Annotated in this window: 18 protein-coding genes; 9 read left to right on the top strand and 9 right to left on the bottom strand. The window is 64.5% G+C overall.

What is annotated here, in order from left to right; translation table 11 throughout:
* Positions 1–196 precede the first annotated feature (196 nt).
* Positions 197–1,258: an efflux RND transporter periplasmic adaptor subunit gene (locus HT051_RS13750; RefSeq protein WP_174542563.1), complete on the top strand. Its 1,062-nt coding sequence runs from the start codon at positions 197–199 to the stop codon at positions 1,256–1,258.
* A gap of 54 nt (positions 1,259–1,312) precedes the next feature.
* Positions 1,313–4,504 (top strand): efflux RND transporter permease subunit, encoded by a 3,192-nt coding sequence (locus HT051_RS13745; protein ID WP_174542562.1) that lies wholly within the window; start codon positions 1,313–1,315, stop codon positions 4,502–4,504.
* A 14-nt stretch (positions 4,505–4,518) separates the two neighbouring features.
* On the opposite strand, the gene HT051_RS15185 is transcribed toward HT051_RS13745, so the two are convergent.
* From HT051_RS15185 to HT051_RS13715, 6 genes are all read right to left on the bottom strand, one after another.
* Positions 4,519–6,735 carry a diguanylate cyclase gene (locus tag HT051_RS15185; protein ID WP_246810100.1) on the bottom strand — a complete coding sequence of 739 codons (2,217 nt, stop codon included), beginning with the start codon at positions 6,733–6,735 and terminating at the stop codon, positions 4,519–4,521.
* A 170-nt stretch (positions 6,736–6,905) separates the two neighbouring features.
* Positions 6,906–7,460, bottom strand: a complete 555-nt coding sequence (locus HT051_RS13735) for a carboxymuconolactone decarboxylase family protein (protein WP_174542561.1) — start codon at positions 7,458–7,460, stop codon at positions 6,906–6,908.
* A gap of 80 nt (positions 7,461–7,540) precedes the next feature.
* On the bottom strand, positions 7,541–7,732 hold the full coding sequence (locus tag HT051_RS13730) for a hypothetical protein (protein ID WP_174542560.1): 192 nt from the start codon (positions 7,730–7,732) through the stop codon (positions 7,541–7,543).
* Positions 7,733–7,905: 173 nt separating this feature from the next.
* Positions 7,906–8,328 (bottom strand): hypothetical protein, encoded by a 423-nt coding sequence (locus HT051_RS13725; RefSeq protein ID WP_174542559.1) that lies wholly within the window; start codon positions 8,326–8,328, stop codon positions 7,906–7,908.
* A 37-nt stretch (positions 8,329–8,365) separates the two neighbouring features.
* Positions 8,366–8,791: a curli-like amyloid fiber formation chaperone CsgH gene (csgH, locus tag HT051_RS13720; RefSeq protein ID WP_174542558.1), complete on the bottom strand. Its 426-nt coding sequence runs from the start codon at positions 8,789–8,791 to the stop codon at positions 8,366–8,368.
* A 42-nt stretch (positions 8,792–8,833) separates the two neighbouring features.
* Complete coding sequence (locus HT051_RS13715) at positions 8,834–9,268, bottom strand: curlin (protein WP_174542557.1); 435 nt, start codon at positions 9,266–9,268, stop codon at positions 8,834–8,836.
* A gap of 216 nt (positions 9,269–9,484) precedes the next feature.
* Between HT051_RS13715 and HT051_RS13710 the strand changes: the two genes are divergently transcribed.
* The gene (locus HT051_RS13710; protein WP_174542556.1) at positions 9,485–10,708 is read left to right on the top strand and encodes an MFS transporter; all 1,224 of its coding nucleotides are present in this window, start codon (positions 9,485–9,487) and stop codon (positions 10,706–10,708) included.
* A gap of 35 nt (positions 10,709–10,743) precedes the next feature.
* Here the strand turns inward: HT051_RS13710 and HT051_RS13705 are convergent, their stop codons facing one another.
* Positions 10,744–11,028: a PepSY domain-containing protein gene (locus HT051_RS13705; RefSeq protein WP_174542555.1), complete on the bottom strand. Its 285-nt coding sequence runs from the start codon at positions 11,026–11,028 to the stop codon at positions 10,744–10,746.
* Between the two features lie 130 nt (positions 11,029–11,158).
* Here HT051_RS13705 and HT051_RS13700 point away from each other — a divergent pair, with 130 nt between their 5' ends.
* Genes HT051_RS13700 through HT051_RS13690 form a run of 3 tightly spaced genes read left to right on the top strand, consistent with a single transcriptional unit; the run spans position 11,159 to position 13,507 of the window.
* Positions 11,159–11,467, top strand: a complete 309-nt coding sequence (locus HT051_RS13700; protein WP_174542554.1) for a PepSY domain-containing protein — start codon at positions 11,159–11,161, stop codon at positions 11,465–11,467.
* Positions 11,467–12,132 carry a response regulator transcription factor gene (locus tag HT051_RS13695; RefSeq protein ID WP_174543030.1) on the top strand — a complete coding sequence of 222 codons (666 nt, stop codon included), beginning with the start codon at positions 11,467–11,469 and terminating at the stop codon, positions 12,130–12,132. The genes HT051_RS13700 and HT051_RS13695 overlap by 1 nt, the downstream gene beginning before the upstream one ends.
* A complete protein-coding gene (locus HT051_RS13690; RefSeq protein WP_174542553.1) occupies positions 12,122–13,507 on the top strand; it encodes a HAMP domain-containing sensor histidine kinase in 1,386 nt (461 codons plus the stop codon). Before HT051_RS13695 ends, HT051_RS13690 begins: the two co-directional genes overlap by 11 nt.
* A 3-nt stretch (positions 13,508–13,510) precedes the next feature.
* On the opposite strand, the gene HT051_RS13685 is transcribed toward HT051_RS13690, so the two are convergent.
* Positions 13,511–14,758, bottom strand: a complete 1,248-nt coding sequence (locus tag HT051_RS13685) for a HAMP domain-containing sensor histidine kinase (protein ID WP_174542552.1) — start codon at positions 14,756–14,758, stop codon at positions 13,511–13,513.
* Positions 14,755–15,474, bottom strand: a complete 720-nt coding sequence (locus tag HT051_RS13680) for a response regulator (protein ID WP_174542551.1) — start codon at positions 15,472–15,474, stop codon at positions 14,755–14,757. Before HT051_RS13680 ends, HT051_RS13685 begins: the two co-directional genes overlap by 4 nt.
* 221 nt (positions 15,475–15,695) lie before the next feature.
* Here HT051_RS13680 and HT051_RS13675 point away from each other — a divergent pair, with 221 nt between their 5' ends.
* The 3 genes from HT051_RS13675 (at position 15,696) to HT051_RS13665 (ending at position 20,854) form a co-directional block, all read left to right on the top strand.
* The gene (locus tag HT051_RS13675) at positions 15,696–16,457 is read left to right on the top strand and encodes a Spy/CpxP family protein refolding chaperone (protein WP_208454330.1); all 762 of its coding nucleotides are present in this window, start codon (positions 15,696–15,698) and stop codon (positions 16,455–16,457) included.
* A gap of 231 nt (positions 16,458–16,688) precedes the next feature.
* Positions 16,689–17,756 (top strand): efflux RND transporter periplasmic adaptor subunit, encoded by a 1,068-nt coding sequence (locus HT051_RS13670; protein ID WP_174542549.1) that lies wholly within the window; start codon positions 16,689–16,691, stop codon positions 17,754–17,756.
* Positions 17,753–20,854, top strand: coding sequence for an efflux RND transporter permease subunit (locus HT051_RS13665; RefSeq protein WP_174542548.1), 3,102 nt, complete (start codon positions 17,753–17,755; stop codon positions 20,852–20,854). The genes HT051_RS13670 and HT051_RS13665 overlap by 4 nt, the downstream gene beginning before the upstream one ends.
* Positions 20,855–20,963 lie beyond the last annotated feature (109 nt).

The following is a 20,963-nucleotide window of genomic DNA, read 5'->3' as shown; positions in this document are numbered from 1 at the left end:
TGACCGGCCTTTTGCGCCTCATAGGGTTTGCAAACCGGCGCAGAGCCCCCCAAATTCCTGCCGCGCCGGGATAAGCCGAGGTCCGGGGGCCGATATTCGGAAGGATAGAGTCTTCGCCATGACGCCCAACGTGACGAATGATCTGCCCGGCTTTGCCTGTCATGGCGGCGTTGCGCGATGCCGGCATGTTCGGTCGATGCAAGCTTTTCTCGCCGCGTCCTTTTTTCTCCTGGTTTGCGCCGTCCCGGCGAGCGCCCAGACCGATGCGCCGCCGGTCGAGACGGAAACCGCCAAACTGTCCCCCGTGGTCCGCGAGCTGGAGCTGTCGGCGACCGTCACCTCGCCGCGCGCTTCGCAGATTTCCACCTCGGTTGATGGACTGGTCAGCGCCATCTATTACGATAGCGGTGCCGAGGTGAAACAGGGCGATCTTCTCTTGGAGCTCGATGCCGAGATCGAAGAGGCGGCCTACAGCCAGGCCGAGGCTCTGACCCATCAGGCCGAAGCCGAGCTTGCCGATTCCAAGCGCCGCTTGCGGATCGCCGACAAGCTCGCCTCGCGTAATTACGGCACCCAGAATGAAGCCGAGGCGCGCGCCGCCGAGGTCGAGATCGACACCGCCGCGCTGGAGAGCCGCAAGGCCGAGCTCGCCCGCCGCGCCGCGATTCTGGAGCGCCACAAGCTGCGCGCGCCTTATGACGGCATCATCTCCGAACGCATGGCCGAGCTCGGCCAATGGCTTGCCACCGGCACGGCCGCCTTCGAGCTTGTAGCGATGAAAGGCCTGCGTATCGATGCGCCGGTGCCACAGCAATATTTCGCGCAAGTCAGCAAGGGCGCCGAGGCGAGCCTGGTGTTCGACGCCATCCCCGGAAAAACCTTCCCGGCGAAGATCGGTGCGCTGATCCCGGTCAGCGATCCCGATGCCCGCACCTTCACCTTGCGGGTGCTTCCCGTCGACGAGAATCTGCCCATCACCCCGGGCATGTCGGCCCGCACCAAACTCAAATTGAAGACCGGCGACGAGGATGTTGTGGTCAGCCGCGATGCGCTGATCCGCCATCCCGACGGACGTATCACCGTCTGGGTGGTCGAGGAAGAAGACGGCGTCGCTCAGGTCAAGGAACGCAAGATCGAGATCGGCCTCGCCTTCGGCGGCATGGTGCAGGTGCTCTCCGGCCTGAAGGACGGCGAGCAGGTGGTGGTGCGCGGCAATGAATCCTTGCACGAGGGGCAAGCCGTCCGGCTTGCCAGCTAACCGCCATGGCTAGAGGCACGAATAATAAAAGGGGCAAGAAAGGATCCTGCCCGGGTGTTTGAACGGATCGTTACGCACGGAACCCTGGTCGCAGTCGCCACGCTGATCATTTGCGTGCTCGGCATCGTCGCCGCATTCCGTATTCCTGTGCAGATGATCCCGGATCTGGAGGTCCGCACCGTCACCGTCCAGACCCGCTGGTCTGGCGCCACGCCCCAGGATATCGAGAAGGAAATCCTGATCGAGCAGGAGGAATATCTCCGCTCGATCCCCAGCCTGGAGCGGCTGATCGCCCGCGCCGAAAGCGGCAGCGCCGAGATCGAGCTGGAATTTCCCTACGATATCGATCTCAACGAGACGCTGATCCGCATCAACAATGCGCTGAGCCAGGTTCCCTCCTACCCGGAGAATGTCGACCAGCCGCGCATCTTCGCCAGCTCGTTCAGCGCCAATTCCTTCATGTTCTTCCGGGTCTCGCCGCTGCCCGGAAATCCGCGCCAGCTCGATATGGATATGATGCTCGACTTCGTCGAGGACGAGGTGCGCCCGCGGCTTGAGAACGTGCCCGGCGTGGAAAATGTCCGCGTCGGCGGCGGCGCGGAAAAGCAGATTCAGATCGTCTTCGATGCCGCCGCTCTGGCCGAGCGCAACCTGTCGCTGACTGAGGTGCGTGAAGCGGTCCGCAACCGGAACCGCGACACCTCCGGCGGCGAGATCGAAAGCGGCAAGCGGCGCTATCTGCTGCGCACCATCGGCCGCTTCGACGATCCGGACTCGCTCAAGGATCTGATCATCGCCCGGCGCGGCGGCACCATTATCCGCCTGGGCGACGTGGCCGATGTGAAGCTCGGCCATTTCGAGATCTACCAGCGGGCTTTCGTCAACGAGCGGCCGATCATCTTCGTCTCTATCCGCCGCGAGCCGGGCTCCAATGTCATCGCCATCAAGAAGGCGATCATGGAGCAGGTCGGGCCGATCAACGAGGATATCCTGAAGCCGACGGGGATGATCCTGGAGAAGACCGCCGACGACGTCACTTATGTCGAGGCCTCCATCGCCAATGTCTGGACCAACCTCGCCATCGGTGCGGTGCTGGCCACGCTGGTGATGTATCTATTCTTGCGATCGCCGCGCGCCACGCTGGTCGGCATCCTCGGTATTCCCATCTGTACCATCGCGGCCTTTATCGGGCTGGCGCTCGCGGGCCGCACCATCAACGTCATCTCGCTGGCCGGCGTCGCCTTCGCCATCGGCATGACCTTGGACAATTCCATCGTCGTGTTGGAAAGCATCGACCTGGAGCGAAGGCGCGGGCTCGACCGCTTGCGCGCCGCCATCGAAGGCGTGCGCAAGGTCTGGCCTGCTGTGCTCGCCTCGACCCTGACCACCGTGCTGGTCTTCGTGCCGATCCTGTTCATCGCCGAGGAGGCCGGCCAGCTCTACTCCGACATCGCGATTGCGGTTTCCGCCTCGATCCTCGCCTCCATGCTGGTCGCCATCATGGTGATCCCCACCGCCGCGGCCTATCTCGATCTCGCCGCGCAAGGCAAGACTGCGGGCGCAGGCCGCGGCGACGGCCTCATCGTGCGCGGCGTCTCCTGGCTGACCGCAACGGCATTCCGCCGCTTCGCCGTCATCGCTGGCGTGATTGCCGCCAGCGTCGTGGTCATCGTGTTACTCACCCCGCCGGCCGAATATCTGCCCGAGGGCGAGGAGCCTAAAGTGTTCGCCCGCATGAACGCGCCGCCCGGCTACAATCTCGACACCATGAGCCAGATCGGCGAAGAGCTGAATGCCGAGCTGATGCCCTTCGTCGACGACGATCCGGCGCGCTTCCACAACGGTGAGGTCGACGTGCCGGCGCTGAAATACGTCTTCCTCCGCATCGAGGCGGAAGGTTTGCGCATCGTCGCCGAGACCGTCGATCCCGGCGATATCGAAGCGCTGATGAGCGTGCTGACGCGGAAATTCGAGAGCTATGCCGGCATGCGCGCCTTCGTTTCCCGCGGCTCGATCATCACCAGCAACGATGGCGGCACGCGCAGCATCAGCCTCGATATTTCGGGGCGCCGCCTGCAGGACGTCTACGCCGTCGCCTCGGCCGCCTACGACCGGGCCAACGAGATTTTCGATCACCCGCGCATCCAGGCCGATCCGCCGACCCTGACCCTGTCGCAGCCGCTGATCGAGGTGCGTCCCAACTGGGAGCGTGCCGCCGAGCTCGGCATGACGGCCGACGATCTCGGCTTCACCGTCGCCAGCTTCACCGACGGCGCCTATGTCGGCGAGTTCTTCCAGGACGACGAGAAGATCGACATCTATTTCTATAGCCGCAACGGGCTGCCCACCTCCCTCGATACGGTCGGGCAGCTTCCGGTGCACACGCCGCAAGGCACCATCGTGCCGCTCGCAGCCCTCGCCGATATCCACGAGACCGTCGATACCAGCACCATCCGCCGCATCGACGGCAAGCGCACCGTCACCCTCAATATCATCCCGCCCGAGAGCGTGGCGCTGGAGACCGGCGTTGGCATCGTGAAGAGCCAGCTTGTCGATTACCTGCGCGAGACGGCGCAAGTGCCCTACGGCGTCAGCATGGATATTTCCGGTGCCTCCGACGATCTCGACGCCACCCGCAGCGCACTGTTCAGCAACTACGTCGTCGCCATCGTCATCATCTATCTGCTGCTGGTCGCCATCTTCACCCATTGGGGCTATCCGCTTCTGATCATGACCGCCATTCCGCTCGGCGTGGCCGGCGGTCTCGTCGGGCTTGCGGTGATGAATTGGGTCGGCTCGCTGCTCCCCATGCTCGGCATGGAGCCGCTGGTGCAGCCCTTCGACATGATCACCATGCTGGGTTTTTTGATCCTGATGGGCACGGTGGTGAACAACCCGATCCTGATCGTCGATCGCGCGCTCTATAACGTCCGCGATCTCGGCATGGGCGGGCAGGATGCTGTGATGGAGGCGGTCTCCTCCCGGCTGCGCCCCATCGCCATGTCGACGGTCACCACGATTTGCGGTCTCGCGCCGCTGGTGTTCATCCCCGGCGCGGGCACCGAGCTCTATCGCGGCGTCGGTGCCATCGTGCTGTTCGGCATTCTCGGCACCGCGATCGTCACGCTCACCTTCCTGCCGGCGCTGACATTGGCGGTGTTCAGATTTGCGGGCTATGCCAAGCGGCCGGTCCGCCTGAAAGCGGCTTCCAAGGCCGCCGCGCCGGACAGCAAGAAGGCGGCGTGAAGTATCGCTAGACCTTAGGCGACTTCCACCAGTCCCGAGCCGTTGGGCTTGCGCGGCGGCGCACGTTCGGCGCGATTGCGGCCATTCATCTTGGCGCGATAGAGCGCCTCGTCGGCGCGCGACAACAGGCTTTCGGCAGTTTCGCCGCGGCTATACTCGGCGACGCCGAAGCTGCAGGTCACATGCGGGGCCGCTTTGAACCGGTGTTCCGACACGGTCTTGACCAGGCTCTTGGCCAAACGCGCTGCACGGTCTCCACTGCTTTGCGTCGCGATGATCGCAAATTCGTCTCCGCCCCAGCGGGCGAAGAAATCGGTGCGCCGGATCTTGCGGGCCACCAGCTCCGAAAGTTCGACCAGCAGCTGGTCGCCGACCTGGTGTCCCTGGGTGTCGTTGATCGTCTTGAAGCCGTCGATATCGTAAAGCACGAGCGAGAACGGCGTTGCATAGCGCTCGGCCCGCGCCATCTCGTCCGCCAGCCGCTTGTTGAATTTCGCCCGGTTGCGGAGACCGGTGACGGGATCGGTGGTGGCTTGCGATTTGAGATCGCGGGCCAGCAGTTCCAGCTCCAGCCGCTGGTCCATCTGCACATTGTCGTGGATACGGCGCTCGCGGCCGGCGAGATAGACCAGGGCCGTGGCCGTCACCATCAAGGTGACGATGATCCCAAGCACGCGGCTGGCGAAGATGCCGCGCGCCGCGGTCAAGGTGACGATGCTCCAGCCACTCTGACCGGCCGGCTCCCGCTGCACGAAGGTCCTTGTGCCGCCGAGCCGGATCCACTCTGTATCGCCCACAGGCCGTTCGAGCAGCGGCGGCAAGTTGAGCTTGCCGTACTCCGCCTCTACGGTCGGAAGCAATCCTGGCGGAAGAGACCAGAGCGGCTTCAACAGCAGTTCCGGACGGTTGGAAAGCATAACCACGCCGTTCGGGGCCGCCAGCAAGAATGGCGTCTCCAGTCCGCGGAGATCTCTGGCGAATGCGGCGAGCGATTTTTCCAGCACCGCCGCGCCGATGACCTCGCCGCCCGCATCGCGCACCGGCAGGCTCACCGAATAGACGCTCTCTTGGCGCATCGGGGCAAAAGCAAGCTGGCGAAACGGTTTGCCGGTAAGGGCCTGCAGGCGCTGAGGAGCGATCGTGAACTTGGCAATTTCGCCACGGCCCACCGGCCCCTTGCCGTTGGAGCTGATGATGGTATCGCCGGCCGAATTGAGGATCAGCCCGAACTCCCCTCTCGCCGCGGTAACATTGAGGTCCAGCACATACTGGCCGAGACCCGGCGGGAGGTTGTCATCGCCTTCCAGAAGCGCGCGGACCGTCGGTGTGCCGGCAAGCGACGTGGCCACGGAATCAAGAATGCCCATCTCGTCTTCAAGATGGCTGGCGACCAGAGAGACATGGCCGTCCGATTCCGCTTCGATGCTCTTTTTGTAGATATCGCCGAGATACTGGGTGAGGACCCAGCCGCAGACCAGGATCAACGCCATGGCCGTAAGCGTCATGGCGAACAGCCGCTGCAGATGCGCGGTATAGCGGGTCGACGCCATCTCCTGCATCAGCTTGTGGCCCCAAATGCCCCAAATCGCAAAGGCGGTCCAGCAAGCGATCAGCCCGCGTACAAGTTGGATGGGCAGACCAGTGGTCTCGGTGAACCAGGCGTAGTTGAAAACGCTTGCCGGCCAAATCGGCGCTGCGGGCACGATGAGGCCGGCCACGATGCCGTAAAGCGCGATGCCGACGCTGGCGCCGATCGCCAGCTTCCGTTCCCGGCCGGAGAGCAATGTCGCGTGGTAGGCAAACACCCAGGCCGTTGCCATCGCACCGGGGAAGCCGAAGAAATACCGTCCCAGCGCATTCGCCTCGTCATTTCCTCCGGCGATGGCGCCGATCGCCACCGGCACCAGCAGCACGCCATAGATCCAGCGGCCCGGGACCGTGAAGCTGGACAGGATGGCGACCTGACGGGCGAACTCGATGAGCAGAACATAGGATGAGATCATCAGCCCGGTGCGGAACCAGGCGAAGGCCGGAGAATCGCCGAAGATCAGCGCGATGAGATCGAGCCATTCCAACCCGCCATGCAGGAAGCCGAAACTGCCGAGAACCTTCCATACCGCGCCCTCGCGCTCGGTATAACGAATGCCGAAACACACCGCGCCCAACAGGATGAAGGCGAGCCCATAGAAGAAGAAAATGAAGTCGAGCTGGGATTGCAGAAAGGCGGCCATGGGCTAACGAAGTGAAGGCGATGCGCGAAGATCGGCACCGCTGCGCGATCGCGTTTTCTTGGTTTAGGCGCGACATTAACAATAGCGGAAGCATGCCATAGAGCCGTTACGCAATCCTCCACGAATTGCGGAAAATCGTTCGTAATTCCAAACCCTTAGCTTAAGGCGACCTAGTCGCCTCTGTCGGGAAGCTTGCAGAAGCCTTGCGGCGGCACGGCGAGGGCCGCGTTGAACCGGGAGGAGAGGTTCTGGAAGGCGATCAGGCCGGTGAGCTCGACGATGGCATCCTCGTCGAAGAAGCGCTTCAGCACCGTGATCTGCGCGTCGGTAACCGGCGTGCCGGGACCGCTCATCGCCTCGGCATAATCCAGCGCCGCCTGCTCACGCGCATCGAACAGGTCGCTCTCCCGCCAGCGGTCCAGCGCGTCCACCTTCTCGGCGCTCGCCCCGCGTTTCATCAGTGTGTTGGAATTGATATCGACGCAGAACGGGCAGTGGTTCACCTGCGAGACCCGTACCGTCACCAAGGAGCGTAAGGCCGGATCCAGCGGCGAGTTTCTCCGGTCGATCAGCCCATAGAGAAACGCTACGCCGACGAACAGCTTTGGCGCCCGGCCCCAGAGCAGGGCGGCATCCAGCACGGCGCCGTATTTACGCTTCTGGTTCCAGAAGAACGGGCGCAGATACCAAGGGTAAGCGGAAGGAGATTTCGGCGCGATACGCATGGCAGCAAGGCTCGCGGCTTGAGGAAAAGATTCCCCAAAGCCTAGCGAGCCTCGTCTCCCTTAGGCAATGCGCCTCGCGCTCACTTCTGGCTCACAAATGTGAGATACATCAGCACCAGATAGACGATCGGCACCACGGTCAGCACGCCGAGCTCCAGCGCGATCGGCGCCGGGCAGCTTGTGGCAAACATCCGGTAGCCGACGAAGATCACCGCGGCGAACACGATGGCAAGGCCGATATACCAGGGGGTGAGGCGGCTTTTATGTCCCATATCCGAAAAAATCCTCCCGCAAATTGAGTGTCGGAGCAATGTTTCCGATCATAGCGCACGGCATGGGGGAAAACTATTTCAGCGTGCACAGGAATAATATGCACATGCAAGGGACGGCAAAGACCTCCGCCGCCGGCGCTGGCCTGCGGGGAGGTCCTCGCCTGCCAGTCACGTCACCAGCCACCTAGGAAGACGAGACCGGTTTGGTTGCGGCCGTATTGGCCGATATCGAGATCCGTGCCGCGGCCGAACTGGAACACGCCGAGCGTGTTGTTGCGGCCTGCCTGCCGGACATTGGCGCGGTGGTCGTCGCCGTTCTGCACCACGAAGGCATTGTTGTTCCGGCCCTTCTGGCCGATGGCGGAGGCGTTGCGCTTGCCGCGCTGCTCCACGCGGGCGCGGTTCTTCTTGCGCGATCCGCTCTCGTGCTGCTCGGCCATGGCGTAGATCTGCAGGCCGCTGCGGATCAGCTTCGCCGTATCGCCCGAGGGCGTGACCATGAGGCCGAACGAGCCGGCCGAAGCCGGGGCCGGCGCCATGGCCGCAAAGCCCAGCAGAGCGGCGGCAAGTGCGCTTGTCTTGAAAATTCCAGCCATCGAAATGCCTCCTTGTTCTTGCGTTGCGCGGCTTCGGCTAGATGCGCGTGGTGCCGACCTGGCGGGTGCACAGCACCGCGCCGTTGAGGCCGCGAACGCGCAAGCTCGCCGCGTAGCCGCCCGTGTTGGAAAGGGTGATGGTGCCGAGGGAGCCGGGCATGCCGGGCGCCACGTCGAACGCGCCGCTCTGGACGATATTGGCGCTGCTGCCGCCGCCCGTCTGGGTCACCTTCAGCTCATAGGAGCCGGAAAGCGGCACGTCCGCTGAAGCGACGCCCTCCAGGGTCAGCATGCCGCCGGAGCTACCGACGCGGATATCGCATTGCGACAGCGCCCCGGCATTCTGCGCCCGCTGCAGCTTTGCGGACTGAGGCGCCTCGCCGTTGGCGGGGAGGCCGGAAGCCCCCCACGCCATTCCGAGAGAGAGGGCGGGCACCGCCGCCAAGCTCAACATCCTGATCATGACTTTTCTCCTCGTATCCTTTTGGTGGAGGAAGCGTCCGCGTCAGTCCTGGACGATGACCGAGACATTGCCCCGGCCGATCTGGCGGGCATGGGCGGTGTTGCCGCGCCCGGCCTGGATCACGCCGATGGCATTGCCGTTGCCGTCCTGGCTGGTGATGGCGGTATGGCCGCGCCCGAACTGGGCGATGCCGACGATGTTGCGGCCGCCGCGCTGATCGGTGTCGGCATAGTTGCCGCGGCCCTGCTGGCCGATCACCGTGTGGTTGCGCCAGCCGCGCTGGGTGGCGAAGCCGCCATTGGCCCGGCCGCGCTGATCGACGGTGATGCGGTTGCGGGTACCGTGCTGCCCGCCGCCGAATTCGTTCCAACCGCCGCGCTGCTCCAGATAGACCGAGCCGCCCGCCTGGGCCGGAAGGGTTGCTGCGCCGAAGCTTAAGGCCGTGACGCCAGCGAGAAATAGGGTCCGAAACTTCATCTCTAGTCCTCCAGTTTTCCGAACCGGCTTGCTGCCGTGTCCGTGATGAGGACCAGTTCTAGAGGAGGCGCTTTGAACCCGTTTTGAATGCGGCGTTCAGGTCGCATTCATGGGCTGAGCCCTGTTGGGCAGCGCCAATTTTTGTGGAAAACAGAAGCATTTCAGCCCGCGCGACTTCGCGTATGATCGAGGGCGAAACGATAAGGGGAGGGGGAAATGATCTTCGGTGCCTTCAAGGGCTGGACGAAATCGCAGCGTCACGCCCTGATCGCCAGCTATCTCGGCTGGACGCTGGATGCCTTCGACTTCTTTCTTCTGATCTTCGTCATGGTGGACGTGGCTGAGGAGTTCGGTGTCAGCGTCGAAACGGTCACCTGGGCGGTCACTCTGACCCTTGCCATGCGCCCCATCGGCGCGCTGCTGTTCGGCCGTCTCGCCGACCGCTACGGGCGCCGTCCGGTGCTGATGGCCAATGTGCTGGCCTTCTCCATCCTCGGCTTCGCCACCGCCTTCTCGCCCGATCTGATCGTCTTCCTCATTCTCCGCGCTCTGTTCGGTATCGCCATGGGCGGGGAATGGGGCGTCGGCGCCTCGCTCACCATGGAATCGATCCCGGTGAAGTCGCGCGGCGTCGCCTCGGGCCTGCTGCAGGCGGGCTATCCGAGTGGCTATCTCCTCGCCGCCGTGGTCTATGCGCTGCTCTACGATGTCATCGGTTGGCGCGGCATGTTTATCGTCGGCGCATTGCCCGCCCTGCTGGTTCTCTATATCCGCAGCTTTGTCGCCGAATCTCCGGCCTGGAGCTCGCAAGGCCCGGGCGCGGCCCGCATGCTCGACGTGCTGCGCAAGCATTGGAGCCTCGCCCTCTACGCCATGGTCTTCATGATGGGCATGGCTTTCTTCAGCCACGGCACCCAGGACCTCTACCCCACCTTCCTGAAGCTCGACCGCGGCCTGGATCCGCAAGCCATCGGCATCATCGCGGTGATCTACAATATCGGCGCCATTCTCGGCGGGCTGATCTTCGGCGCGCTGTCGCAAGCCATCGGGCGCCGCTATGCCCTGGCCCTCGGCGCGGGGCTGGCGCTTCTCATCACGCCGTTCTGGGCCATGGCCGACGGCGTGGTCATGCTGGCCGTTGCCGCCTTCGCGATGCAGTTCATGGTGCAGGGCTGCTGGGGCATCGTGCCGGCCCATCTCAACGAGATATCGCCGGCGGAGGTGCGCGGTACCTTCCCCGGTTTCGTCTATCAGCTCGGCAATCTGCTTGCTTCTTACAACGCCACCATGCAGGCCGGGATCGCCTCGCGCTATGGCAGCTACGGCATCGCGCTTGCGCTGGTCGCGGCCGGCGCGGCGATCACCGTTGGGCTCTTGGCGCTCGCGGGGCGTGAAGCGAAAGAGATCGACATGGCCTATGCGGAGGAGGAGGGCGGCTGATCGTCCGCCGCCCTAGCTCCGCGTCGCGCTTAAGCCTAGTCGTCATAGCCGGGCAGCAGCTTGCCCGTCTCCGGATGAACGTAAGTTTCGATGCGCGTGCCGTCCTTATCGGCCATCTCGACCTCATAGGCTCCGTCGTCGCTCTCGATCTCATAGACCTTGTAGCCTTGCGCGCTGAGCTTGTCCTTCAGCTCCGCCGGCGACATCCAGCGCTCCTTCGGCACGTTTAGCCGGGGCCCGTCCCAGGCGAAAGCGGGAAGCGCGGCGGCGGAGACAGCCAGCATGGCAGCAAGGGCGGTGGTGGTGAAAAGCGTCTTCATCTGCAAACTCCTTCATCGGTTTGGAAAGGGCGCATCGCCCCGATGCCGTGAACTCTGCAAAATCCCCGCTGATGCCAGCCTGACCGCCGTCGTCAGCGATTTGTCAGGCAAAACGCGCGACACTGGCGCTATGAAGAAGACCGCACCCTTCTGCCTGCTTCTGATCGTGCTGGCCCTTGCCGTCTCGCCGTCCCGCGCCGACGACCTCGATCACGATGCCGCCCGCCGCGCCCTGGAGGAGGGCCGCGTTGCGCCGCTTGCCGAGATCACCGAGAAGCTGAAGGCGCAAATCCCCGGCGAGATCATCGAGGTCGAGCTCGACCGCGAGGACGGGCGCTATATCTATGAGTTCAAGCTGGTGCGCCCGGAGGGGCGGGTGCAGGAGGTCGAGGTCGATGCCAAGACTGGCGAAATCCTCGATCTGGAAGACGAGGATTGATGCATATCCTCATCGTCGAAGACGATAGCCGCATCGCGGCCGATATTGAGGCGACGCTGAACGCCTCCGGCTTCACCAGCGAGATTGTAGGCGATGGCGAGGAGGCCTGGTTCCGTGGCGATACCGGCAGCTATGACGCCATCATCCTCGATCTCGGCCTGCCGAAGATGGACGGGCTCGCCGTGCTGAAGCGCTGGCGTGCCGCCAAGCGCCAGACCCCGGTTCTGATCCTCACCGCGCGCGGCGCCTGGCCGGAGCGGGTCGAGGGCATTGAGGCCGGCGCCGACGATTATCTGCCCAAGCCCTTCCGCATGGAGGAGCTGCTGGCCCGGCTCCGCGCGCTGATCCGCCGGGCGAGCGGCCATGGCGCCGCGATCATCGAGGCGGGCGAGCTGACCCTCGATACGCTGCAGATGCGGCTTTCCAAGAACGGCGTGCCGGTCAGCCTCTCGCCCCTGGAATACCGCCTGATCTCCTATTTGCTGCATCATCAGGGCCGCGTGGTTCCGGCGGGCGAGATCATCGAGCATCTTTATGGCGACGACGATGCCCGCGATGCCAATGCGCTGGAAGCGGTGATCGCGCGGCTGCGCAAGAAGTTGGGACCGGAGTCCATCGAGACCCGCCGTGGCTTCGGCTATGCGGTGCCCGGCGATGACGGCTGAACCCCGCATCGAAAGGGTGGCGAAGAAACCCGGCTCGCTGCGCCGGCGTCTGGTGCTCGCCGCCGGCCTTTCCAGCCTCGCCGCGCTTCTGATCGCGGCGTTGATCCTCACCGTGCTGTTCCAGCGCCATGTCGAGAGCTGGGTCGATAGCGAGCTGAAAGTGCATCTCGATCAGCTCATCGCTGGATTCGGACCGGGGCCGGACGGTGCGCTCGAAGTGCTGCGTCCCCCGGGGGATTCCCGCTTTCAGAAGGCGCTCTCCGGGCTTTATTGGCAGCTGCGCGTCGAGCCGGAGGGCCCCGTCTTCCGCTCCCGCTCGCTCTGGGATTTCGAGCTCGCCCCTCCCGCACCGCAAGAAAGGGAAGAGACCGTCACCCATCGCCGCCTGGCGGGGCCGGGCGGCACCTCTCTCTACGGGTTGGAGCGCCGCGTCGCGCTGCCTCCCGCCATGGGCGACAAGACCGTCACCGCCATCGTCGCCATCGATGCGGCCGAGCTGAATGCAGCGGCCTGGCGCTTCGCCAGCGTGCTGGTGCCGTTTCTGCTGCTGATCGGGCTGCTGCTCGGCGCCGCCGCCTGGGCGCAAGTCTCCATCGGGCTGCGCCCGTTGAGCCGGCTTCGCGCCAAGCTCGCCGAGATTCGATCCGGCAAGGCAGAACGTATCGGCTCCGGCTTCCCGGAGGAGGTCGCACCGCTGGCCCAAGAGATCGACACGCTGCTCGATGCGCAAGGGCGGCAAATGGAGAAGGCGCGCGGGCAAGCCGCCGATCTCGCCCATGGGCTGAAGACCTCGCTGCAAGTTTTGACCGGCGAGGCCGACAAGCTCCGCCGCAAGGGCGAGAGCGAAGCGGCGGACGAGATTCTGTCGCTTGCCGAGGACATGCAGCGCCATGTAACGCGCCAGCTCACCCGCGCCCGGCTCGCACCCGCGACGAGCCGCGCCACCGCCGATGTCGCCGCGGTCGCGAAGGATGTTCGCGCCGTGCTGGCGAAAACCGTCTGCGGCGCCAAGCTGGATTGGCAGATCGCTGTGCCGGAAGGGCTGATCGCACCCATCGAGCGGCAGGACCTTGCCGAGGCGCTGGGCAATCTAATGGACAATGCCGCCCGCCATGGGAAGAGCACCGTGCGCATCGAGGCATCGCAAGACGAGACCTCGACGGTCATCACTGTCAGCGACGATGGGCCGGGCGTACCCGACGCCCATCTTTCCGATGTGCTCCGCCGCGGTACGCGTCTCGACAGCGCCGGACCGGGCAGTGGGCTCGGGCTTGCCATCGTTGCCGATATCGCCGAAGCCTGGGGCGGTAAGGTCGAACTTCGGAACCGCCATCCCGGCCTAGCCGTCAGCCTGATCCTGCCCCGCGCGGGGTAGAGCCTACTGCTCCAGCGGCAGGGTAATGACCTGGCGCAAGCCGCGCGGTTTGCGGTTCTCGATCTCCACGTCGCCGCCGGCCCGCTGCACGATCTCCTTGGCGATGGTCAGCCCGAGTCCCGCGCCGGCGATATTCTGCCGGCGGCTGGGATCGACCCGGAAGAACGGCTCGAAGATCTGACCCAGCAAATCCTCCGGAATGCCCGGGCCCTCGTCCTCGATCGTCACCACGGCCTGATCGTCCTTCGCGGCAAGGCTCACCGTCGCCCCGCCGCCATGGGTCGCGGCATTGATGATCAGATTGCGCAGCGCGCGGGTCAGCGCCAGCCGGCTTCCTTTCACCGAGAGCGCGGGCAGGGGGCCAAGCTCCACTTTCCGCCCTTGCGAGACGAGCTCCTCGGCGATCTGACTGATGAGCTTATCCAGCGCGATGGTCTCCGGCGCGGGCTGGTCCACCTCCTCGCGCACCAAGAGAATGGCGCTGTCGGCGATGCGGTCCAGCTCGTCGAGATCCTTCAGCCAAAGCTCGCGCTCCTCGTCGTCGAGATCCAAGAACTCGGCGCGAAGCCGCATCCGCGTCATCGGCGTGCGCAAGTCATGGCCCGCCGCTGCCACCAGCCGCATCCGGCTTTCCACCGCGTTTCGGAGCCGCGCCGAGAGACGGTTCAAGGCATGTGCCGTCGCCCGCACCTCGGCCGGTCCCTTCTCGGGCAGCTCCGGCATAATGCCTTCCGGCTCGACCGTGGCGATGGCGTTTTCCAGCATCACCAAAGGCCGCGTCATGCGATAGGCGAAGAAGATGGCAACCGCAGCAGCAGCGACCGTGATCAGCAACATCCAGCGCCAGAAAATATGCCACCCGCCACCCGGCCGCGGCAGAACCGGCATCGGCATCAGCAGATAGCCCCGCTCGGCCATCGGCACCGAGACGGTCAAAGGACCGCGATGCTCCGTGCGGGTGACGATGATGGGCCAATCATGGCCTTGCGTCTTCAGCGTCTCCCGTAGCCAACCGGTCATGCTCTGGTCGATCTTGCCTTGGGCCGGGGTTTTGGAGAATGGCAGATTGGGCGCATCGGGGCCCTGTTCGGCGAGAGCCTTCAACATCTCGATCTGGCTGATCACCGGCCCGACGGTCTTTTCCGGTCCCGGCGGTCCGAACACCATCATAGAGAGAGCGGTGGCCAAGCCGACCACGGTTACGATGACGATGATGAGCAGGGCGGCGAGCCGCGCGCGGAGCGTGTTCACGAGGCATCACCCGACGTTTCGACCCGCACGGCGAGCTGATAGCCGCCATTGCGCACCGTCTTGAACAGATGGTTGCCGCCTTCGCCGAGCTTGCGCCGGAGCCGGCTGATCAGAACGTCGATAGAGCGGTCGAGCACGTCGCCCTCCCGACCGCGGGTGAGATCGAGAAGCTGGTCGCGCGACAACACGCGCCCCGGGCGCTCCAAGAACACCTGCAGCAGGTCGAATTCCGCGCCGGTCAGATCCACTTCCTTGCCCTCCGGGTCGGTGACCCGGCGCGAGGACGGTTCGGCCGTATAGCCTTCGAATTGATAGCCGGTGGCCTGCTGCGTCTCAGGCAGCTCGGAGCGCCGGCGCAGCACCGCGCGGATGCGGGCGATCAGCTCCCGCGGATTGAACGGCTTGCCCATATAATCGTCGGCGCCGATCTCAAGCCCGATGATACGGTCGACATCTTCTTTCAGCGCGGTGAGCAGGATGATCGGCACGGTGGAGCGCCTTGCGCGCAGATCGCGGCAGATATCGAGCCCCGACCCGTCCGGCAGCATCACGTCTAGCACCATCAGATCCACCCGATGCGTCTCCAGACGCTCCTCCAGCTCCCGCCGGCTGGCGGCGAGAAGCACGCGAAATCCCTGGCTCTCGACATAGCGGGCCAGAAGCTTCCGGATTTCGGGGTCGTCGTCGACGACGAGGATCTGGGGTGAAGACTGCATTCAATAAACTCCGCGAAGCGCCCCAAGCGTCAGCCTCTATCTAGCCGCCGCCCGGCAAGCCAGCGAGGAGAAAATTGTAAGCGAGTGTTGAGCGCAGCCCTCCCAGAAACACTCTGAAACAAAATTCCAGAATCCGGAAACGCTCGGAAATTCACCGTCGAAATGAAGCAACGGATTGCGCCTACGTTCGTTTGCATTGAGCGAACCAAGGAGTGACCACAATGAAACTCACCAAACCTCTGATTGCCGTTGCCGTGGCGGCGGGGCTTGCCCTCGCTGCTGGCGCCGGCATCGCCCAGGACCGCAAAGGACCCCCCGATGGCGGCCCGCATGGCAAGATGGAACAATGCAAGCGGCCCGGCGGTTCTGGTGGCCCCGGCGGCGACCATAAGCGCTTCGGCGGCGGCGACCACAAGCCTTCTTTCCAGATGACCATGGCGAGCCGTCTCGCGGCTATGGAAACCGAGATTGGCATTCGTGCCGAGCAGCTCGACACCTGGCGCGACTTCACCGATGCGATGCTCGCCATGATGCAGCCGCCCGCGCCGCCGGCTCCCGATGCCGCGCCCAATCCGGATGAGAAGCCGGAAGCCTTCTCCATGGCTGAAGGCTTTGCTGACCGGGCCATCGAGCGTGCCGACAAGGCCGAGGCGCTGAAGAAGGCCATCGCAGCTCTGCGCGAGACCCTCACCCCCGAGCAGCTTGCCAAGGTGCAGGCTCATGAAGCCCGCATGCATGGTCCGCACGGCGGGTTCCACGGTGGCTTCGGCCCCGGCCAGGGCGGCCCCGGTAAGAAGGGTCCCTGCATGATGGGTCATGGCAAGGGTCCTGGCATGGGATCTGGCATGGGATCTGGCATGGGTCATGGCAAAGGACCTGGAATGGGCTACGGCAAAGGACCTGGCATGGGTCAGGGCATGGGTCAGGGCCCGCAGGGCGGTCCGGCTCCGGCCGATAGCGGCCCCGACGGCGCCAGCGAGTAAGCCGTCCCTCCTCACGAAGATTGCGCCGGCGCGGCTCACTGCGCCGGCGGATGAGAGGCAACACCCGGAAGAGGGGAGCGGCCCGTCGGCAGTAGCCAGCCGGCCCTCCCCGCTTCCATCACTACGGCGATCGAGACCGCCGGCAGGGGCACAAGGCAGGGATCCCAGAAAATGACGCGCTTTTATCAGGTCGCATTGCTACTTTCGATTCTGCTGATGGCGGCAATCCTCATGGCGACTGTCTCCGCGCAAGCTCAGAGCGCCGATGCCGCCACCAACCCGAGCGGTGTGCAGGCCGCCTTGAGCGTTCTCGTCGCGCCGGTCGCGCAATCGAGCATCGAGAACAAACTCACCGCGACCGGATCGGTCGTGGCTTGGCGCGAAATGCCCATCGGCTCCGAGGCCAGCGGCCTTGCCGTGACCGCCGTCGATGTCGACGAAGGCGATCGCGTCCAAAAGGGCGACCGGCTCGTCAAACTCGACGACCGGCTCCTGCAGGCGCAGATCGCGCAGCAGAAAGCCGCCATCGAGAAGGCCGAAGCCACGCTCGCCAACGCCAAAACCGATTTGCAGCGCGCCGACAAGATGACCAAGGGAATCTTGAGCGAGCAGACCATCGATGAGCGCGCCACCTTGGTCAAAACCTCGGCCGCCGACCTTGCTGAAGCCAAGGCGCTGCTGGCCCAATACGAGGCCGAGCTGGCGCGTACCGAAATCCTCGCCCCGACCGACGCAATTGTCGCCGAGCGCAGTGTGACCCTCGGCCAGGTTGTGGAGTCGGGCACCGAGCTGTTCCGGCTGATCCGCGACGGGCGTTTGGAGCTGGACGCCGAAATCCCCGAAGCTGATTTTGCCTCGATCCGGCCCGGTCAGTCCGCAACCGTGATCGGTCCCTCCGGTGCCCGCTATCCCGCCACCGTCCGCCAAGCCGCCGAGATCGTCGACGAGACGACGCGGCTCGGTGTCGTCCATGTCGCGCTTCCCGAAGATACCCCGCTGAAAATCGGCATGTTCGCACGGGTCGAGATCGATGCCGGCAATGAGATCGCCACCACCGTGCCGCAAAAGGCTCTGGTCTGGCGTGGCGGCAAGGCTGGTGCCTTCGTGCTCCAAGACGACGGCACCGTTGCGTTTGCCGCGCTCTCCCTCGGCCGCCAAACCAGCGATCAAGTCGCGGTCGAAGACGGGCTCTCGCCGGGCCAGCGTATCGTCGTCAGCGGCGCCGGGCTTCTCAATGAGGGAGATCCGGTCCGGGCGGAAACCGCGTCGGCCGCGCTTCCCTCGGAGATCGTGCGGTGAACGGCATCTCGGCTTGGGCGATCAAGAAGCCCGTCCCCACCATCGTTCTGTTTCTGGTGCTGACCCTATTCGGTGCCTTGAGTTTCGACCGGCTCCGCATCAACACCAATCCGGACATCGACGTGCCGACCGTGACCGTGAATGTCTCCTGGTCGGGCGCGGCGCCGACCGAGATGGAGACCCAGGTCACCCGGCTGGTCGAGAATGCCGTCGCAGGCCTCAGCAATATCGATCACATCAATTCCACCGTCACCGAAGGCTCCTCGGATACCGAGGTGCGCTTTCTGCTCGGAACCGATATCGACCGGGCGACCGACGATGTGCGCAATGCCATTTCCTCGATCCGCTCTAATCTACCTTCCGACGTTTTGGAGCCGACCGTCGAGCGGGTGGATGCCACCGACCGGCCGATCCTCACTTATGTGATCGATGCTCCGGATATGACCCCCGACGAGGTCTCCTGGTTCGTCGACAACGACATCTCCAAGGCCGTGCTCGGCTCCGATGGCGTCTCCAAGCTCACCCGCTCCGGCGGTGTCGACCGCGAAATCCGCATTCGTCTCGATCCCGATCGGTTGATGGCGCTCGGCGTCACCGCCGCGGAAATCTCCGATGTGCTCGATCAGCAGAACGTCAACCAGCCCGGCGGCCGCACCACGCTCGGCCAGGGCGAGCAGGCGATCCGTACCTTGGGCAGCGTCTCCAGCGTCGAGCAGCTTGCCGCCACCCGCATCCCCCTCGATGACGGGCGCACCGTCAAGCTCTCCGATTTGGGGGTCGTCGAGAATAGTTGGGCCGAGCCCCGCCAGCGCGCCCGGTTGAACGGCAAGGAGGTCGTTGCCTTCTCGATCTACCGCTCCGTCGGCACCAGCGAGGTCGATGTCGCCGATGCGGTGCGCACCAGGCTCAAGGCGTTCGATGCCGCCCATCCCGATATCACCCTTTCGGAGGTGACCTCGTCGACCGACTGGGTGCTGGAAGGCTACGACGCCGCGCTCGAGGCGCTGTGGCTCGGTGCGCTCCTCGCCGTCGTCGTGGTTTGGTTATTCCTGCGCGACATCCGCGCGACGCTGATCTCCTCCGTCGCCTTGCCGCTTTCGCTGTTGCCGACCTTCGCGGTGATGTATCTGCTCAACCAATCGCTCAACAACATCACGCTTCTGGGCATCGCCTTGGTGGTCGGCATCCTCGTCGACGACGCCATCGTCGAGATCGAGAATATCGTCCGGCATATGCGCACCAGCGGTAAGAGCGCCTACGAATCGGCAATCGAAGCCGCCGACGAGATCGGTCTTGCCGTCGTGGCGACGACCTTCAGCATCATCGCGGTGTTTATGCCGGTCGCCTTCATGCCGGGCATTCCGGGCCAATTCTTCAAGGCCTTCGCCATCGCCGTCTGCTGCTCGGTGTTCTTCTCGCTTGTCGTGGCGCGGCTGCTGACCCCGATGATGGGCGCCTATCTGATGCGGACCGGCGGCAAGGAGGAGGACGAAGCCTTCTGGGTGCCCGCCTATCTCAAGCTGCTCGGCGTCGCGCTGCGCTTTCGCTGGCTGACCGTGCTTGGCGGCATCGCCTTCTTTATCGGCTCGATCTATCTGGCCAGCCTGCTGCCGACAGACTTCATGCCCGCCTCCGACCGCGGCCGTTCCATTCTCTCCGTCGAGCTGGCGCCGGGCGCCACCTTGGATGAGACCGATGCCACGGCGCAGCAAGCCGCGGCCATCCTCGCCAAGCGTCCGGAGGTCGCCTCGGTCTATACCGCCATCGGCAGCGAGCGGGAGGGCGGCGCGCCGGGCAGCAATACCGCCGGCGAGGTCCGCACCGCGACGGTCACCGTCAATCTCAAACCCCGCGACGAGCGCGATCTATCACAGCAGGAATTCGAGGCCGAGATGGGCCCGGAGCTTGCGAAGATCCCGGGCGCCCGCATGCGTTTCGGTGCCGATGGCCGCTCCGGCGCCAAGGTCACCGTGACCTTGACCAGCGACGACGGCAATGCGCTCTCGCAGGCGGTGAACGGCCTGCTGCGGGATATGCGAACCCTGCCCGGCCTGCAGAATATCGGCTCCACCTCGGCGCTCGCCCGTCCGGAGCTTCTGATCACCCCGAAGGCCGATAAGGCCGCCGCCCTCGGCGTCACCACAAGCGACATTGCCGAGACCGCCAATATCGCCACGCTCGGCGACGCCGATCAGAACCTGCCCAAGTTCAATCTCAAGGACCGGCAGATCAATATCCGCGTCATGCTGAAGGACGATGCCCGCTCCAATCTTGCCCGTATCGAGACCCTGCGGGTCCCGGCCACGAACGGCTCGGTGCCGTTGAGCTCGGTCGCCGATCTCAGCCTCGGTTCCGGCCCCAACCAGATCGACCGGGTGGACCGCCGCCGCAGCGCTACCATCGAGGCGGAGCTGATCGGGACTACCATTGGCGAAGCCAACGAGATGATCGGTGCCCTGCCGACCATGCAGAACCTGCCCGACAGCGTGACCCGGGTCGCCGCCGGCGATACCGAGCGCATGCAGGAGCTGTTCAGCGGCTTCCAGCTCGCCATCATCTCCGGCGTGGTGCTGCTCTATTTCGTCATGGTGCTGCTGTTCCAGGGCTTCGTGCAGCCGGTGACCATCCTCACCGCCTTGCCGCTTGCCATTGGCGGTGCCATGGCCTTCCTGCTGATCACCGGCAGCTCGCTGTCCATGTCGGTGCTGATCGGCGTGCTGATGCTGATGGGCATCGCCGCCAAGAACTCTATCTTGCTGGTGGAATACGCGATCCTCGCCAGGAAGGATTGGGGCATGTCGCGCCATGACGCGCTGATCGATGCCGCGCGCAAACGCGCCCGTCCCATCGTCATGACCACCGTGGCCATGGGGGCAGGCATGCTGCCCATTGCCATTGGCCTTGGCGCCGATGCCGAGTTCCGCGCGCCTATGGCGATCGCGGTGATCGGCGGCCTGCTCAGCTCCACCGCGTTGAGCCTGATCTATGTCCCGGCGATCTTCACCGTGATGGACGATCTGCAAACTTGGCTCGGCCGCATGCTGCGCTGGACCGTGACCTTGCCCGAAATCGATACTGCGCCGGTTGCGAAGCACTAGCCCACACCTAAATTTCCCCGGAAATTCGGCAGAACGCTTTGAGAAATCTGGGTTGCATCGCTTGCAAGGATCACCGTGACTCCATCGCCTCTTGCGGATTTCGATTTTA

It is taken from the genome of Methyloligella sp. GL2, assembly GCF_013341275.1.
GTDB lineage: Bacteria > Pseudomonadota > Alphaproteobacteria > Rhizobiales > Methyloligellaceae > Methyloligella.
This window is presented reverse-complemented; position numbering and strand designations above follow the sequence as displayed.

What these genes read in the sequence shown, in the direction of transcription:
- HT051_RS13750 (WP_174542563.1), top strand. Translation starts at nt 197, where the DNA reads ATGCAAGCTTTTCTCGCCGCGTCCTTTTTTCTCCTGGTTTGCGCCGTC.
- HT051_RS15185 (WP_246810100.1), bottom strand. Translation starts at nt 6,735, where the DNA reads ATGGCCGCCTTTCTGCAATCCCAGCTCGACTTCATTTTCTTCTTCTAT.
- HT051_RS13735 (WP_174542561.1), bottom strand. Translation starts at nt 7,460, where the DNA reads ATGCGTATCGCGCCGAAATCTCCTTCCGCTTACCCTTGGTATCTGCGC.
- HT051_RS13730 (WP_174542560.1), bottom strand. Translation starts at nt 7,732, where the DNA reads ATGGGACATAAAAGCCGCCTCACCCCCTGGTATATCGGCCTTGCCATC.
- HT051_RS13725 (WP_174542559.1), bottom strand. Translation starts at nt 8,328, where the DNA reads ATGGCTGGAATTTTCAAGACAAGCGCACTTGCCGCCGCTCTGCTGGGC.
- csgH (WP_174542558.1), bottom strand. Translation starts at nt 8,791, where the DNA reads ATGATCAGGATGTTGAGCTTGGCGGCGGTGCCCGCCCTCTCTCTCGGA.
- HT051_RS13715 (WP_174542557.1), bottom strand. Translation starts at nt 9,268, where the DNA reads ATGAAGTTTCGGACCCTATTTCTCGCTGGCGTCACGGCCTTAAGCTTC.
- HT051_RS13710 (WP_174542556.1), top strand. Translation starts at nt 9,485, where the DNA reads ATGATCTTCGGTGCCTTCAAGGGCTGGACGAAATCGCAGCGTCACGCC.
- HT051_RS13705 (WP_174542555.1), bottom strand. Translation starts at nt 11,028, where the DNA reads ATGAAGACGCTTTTCACCACCACCGCCCTTGCTGCCATGCTGGCTGTC.
- HT051_RS13700 (WP_174542554.1), top strand. Translation starts at nt 11,159, where the DNA reads ATGAAGAAGACCGCACCCTTCTGCCTGCTTCTGATCGTGCTGGCCCTT.
- HT051_RS13695 (WP_174543030.1), top strand. Translation starts at nt 11,467, where the DNA reads ATGCATATCCTCATCGTCGAAGACGATAGCCGCATCGCGGCCGATATT.
- HT051_RS13690 (WP_174542553.1), top strand. Translation starts at nt 12,122, where the DNA reads ATGACGGCTGAACCCCGCATCGAAAGGGTGGCGAAGAAACCCGGCTCG.
- HT051_RS13680 (WP_174542551.1), bottom strand. Translation starts at nt 15,474, where the DNA reads ATGCAGTCTTCACCCCAGATCCTCGTCGTCGACGACGACCCCGAAATC.
- HT051_RS13675 (WP_208454330.1), top strand. Translation starts at nt 15,696, where the DNA reads ATGAAACTCACCAAACCTCTGATTGCCGTTGCCGTGGCGGCGGGGCTT.
- HT051_RS13670 (WP_174542549.1), top strand. Translation starts at nt 16,689, where the DNA reads ATGGCGACTGTCTCCGCGCAAGCTCAGAGCGCCGATGCCGCCACCAAC.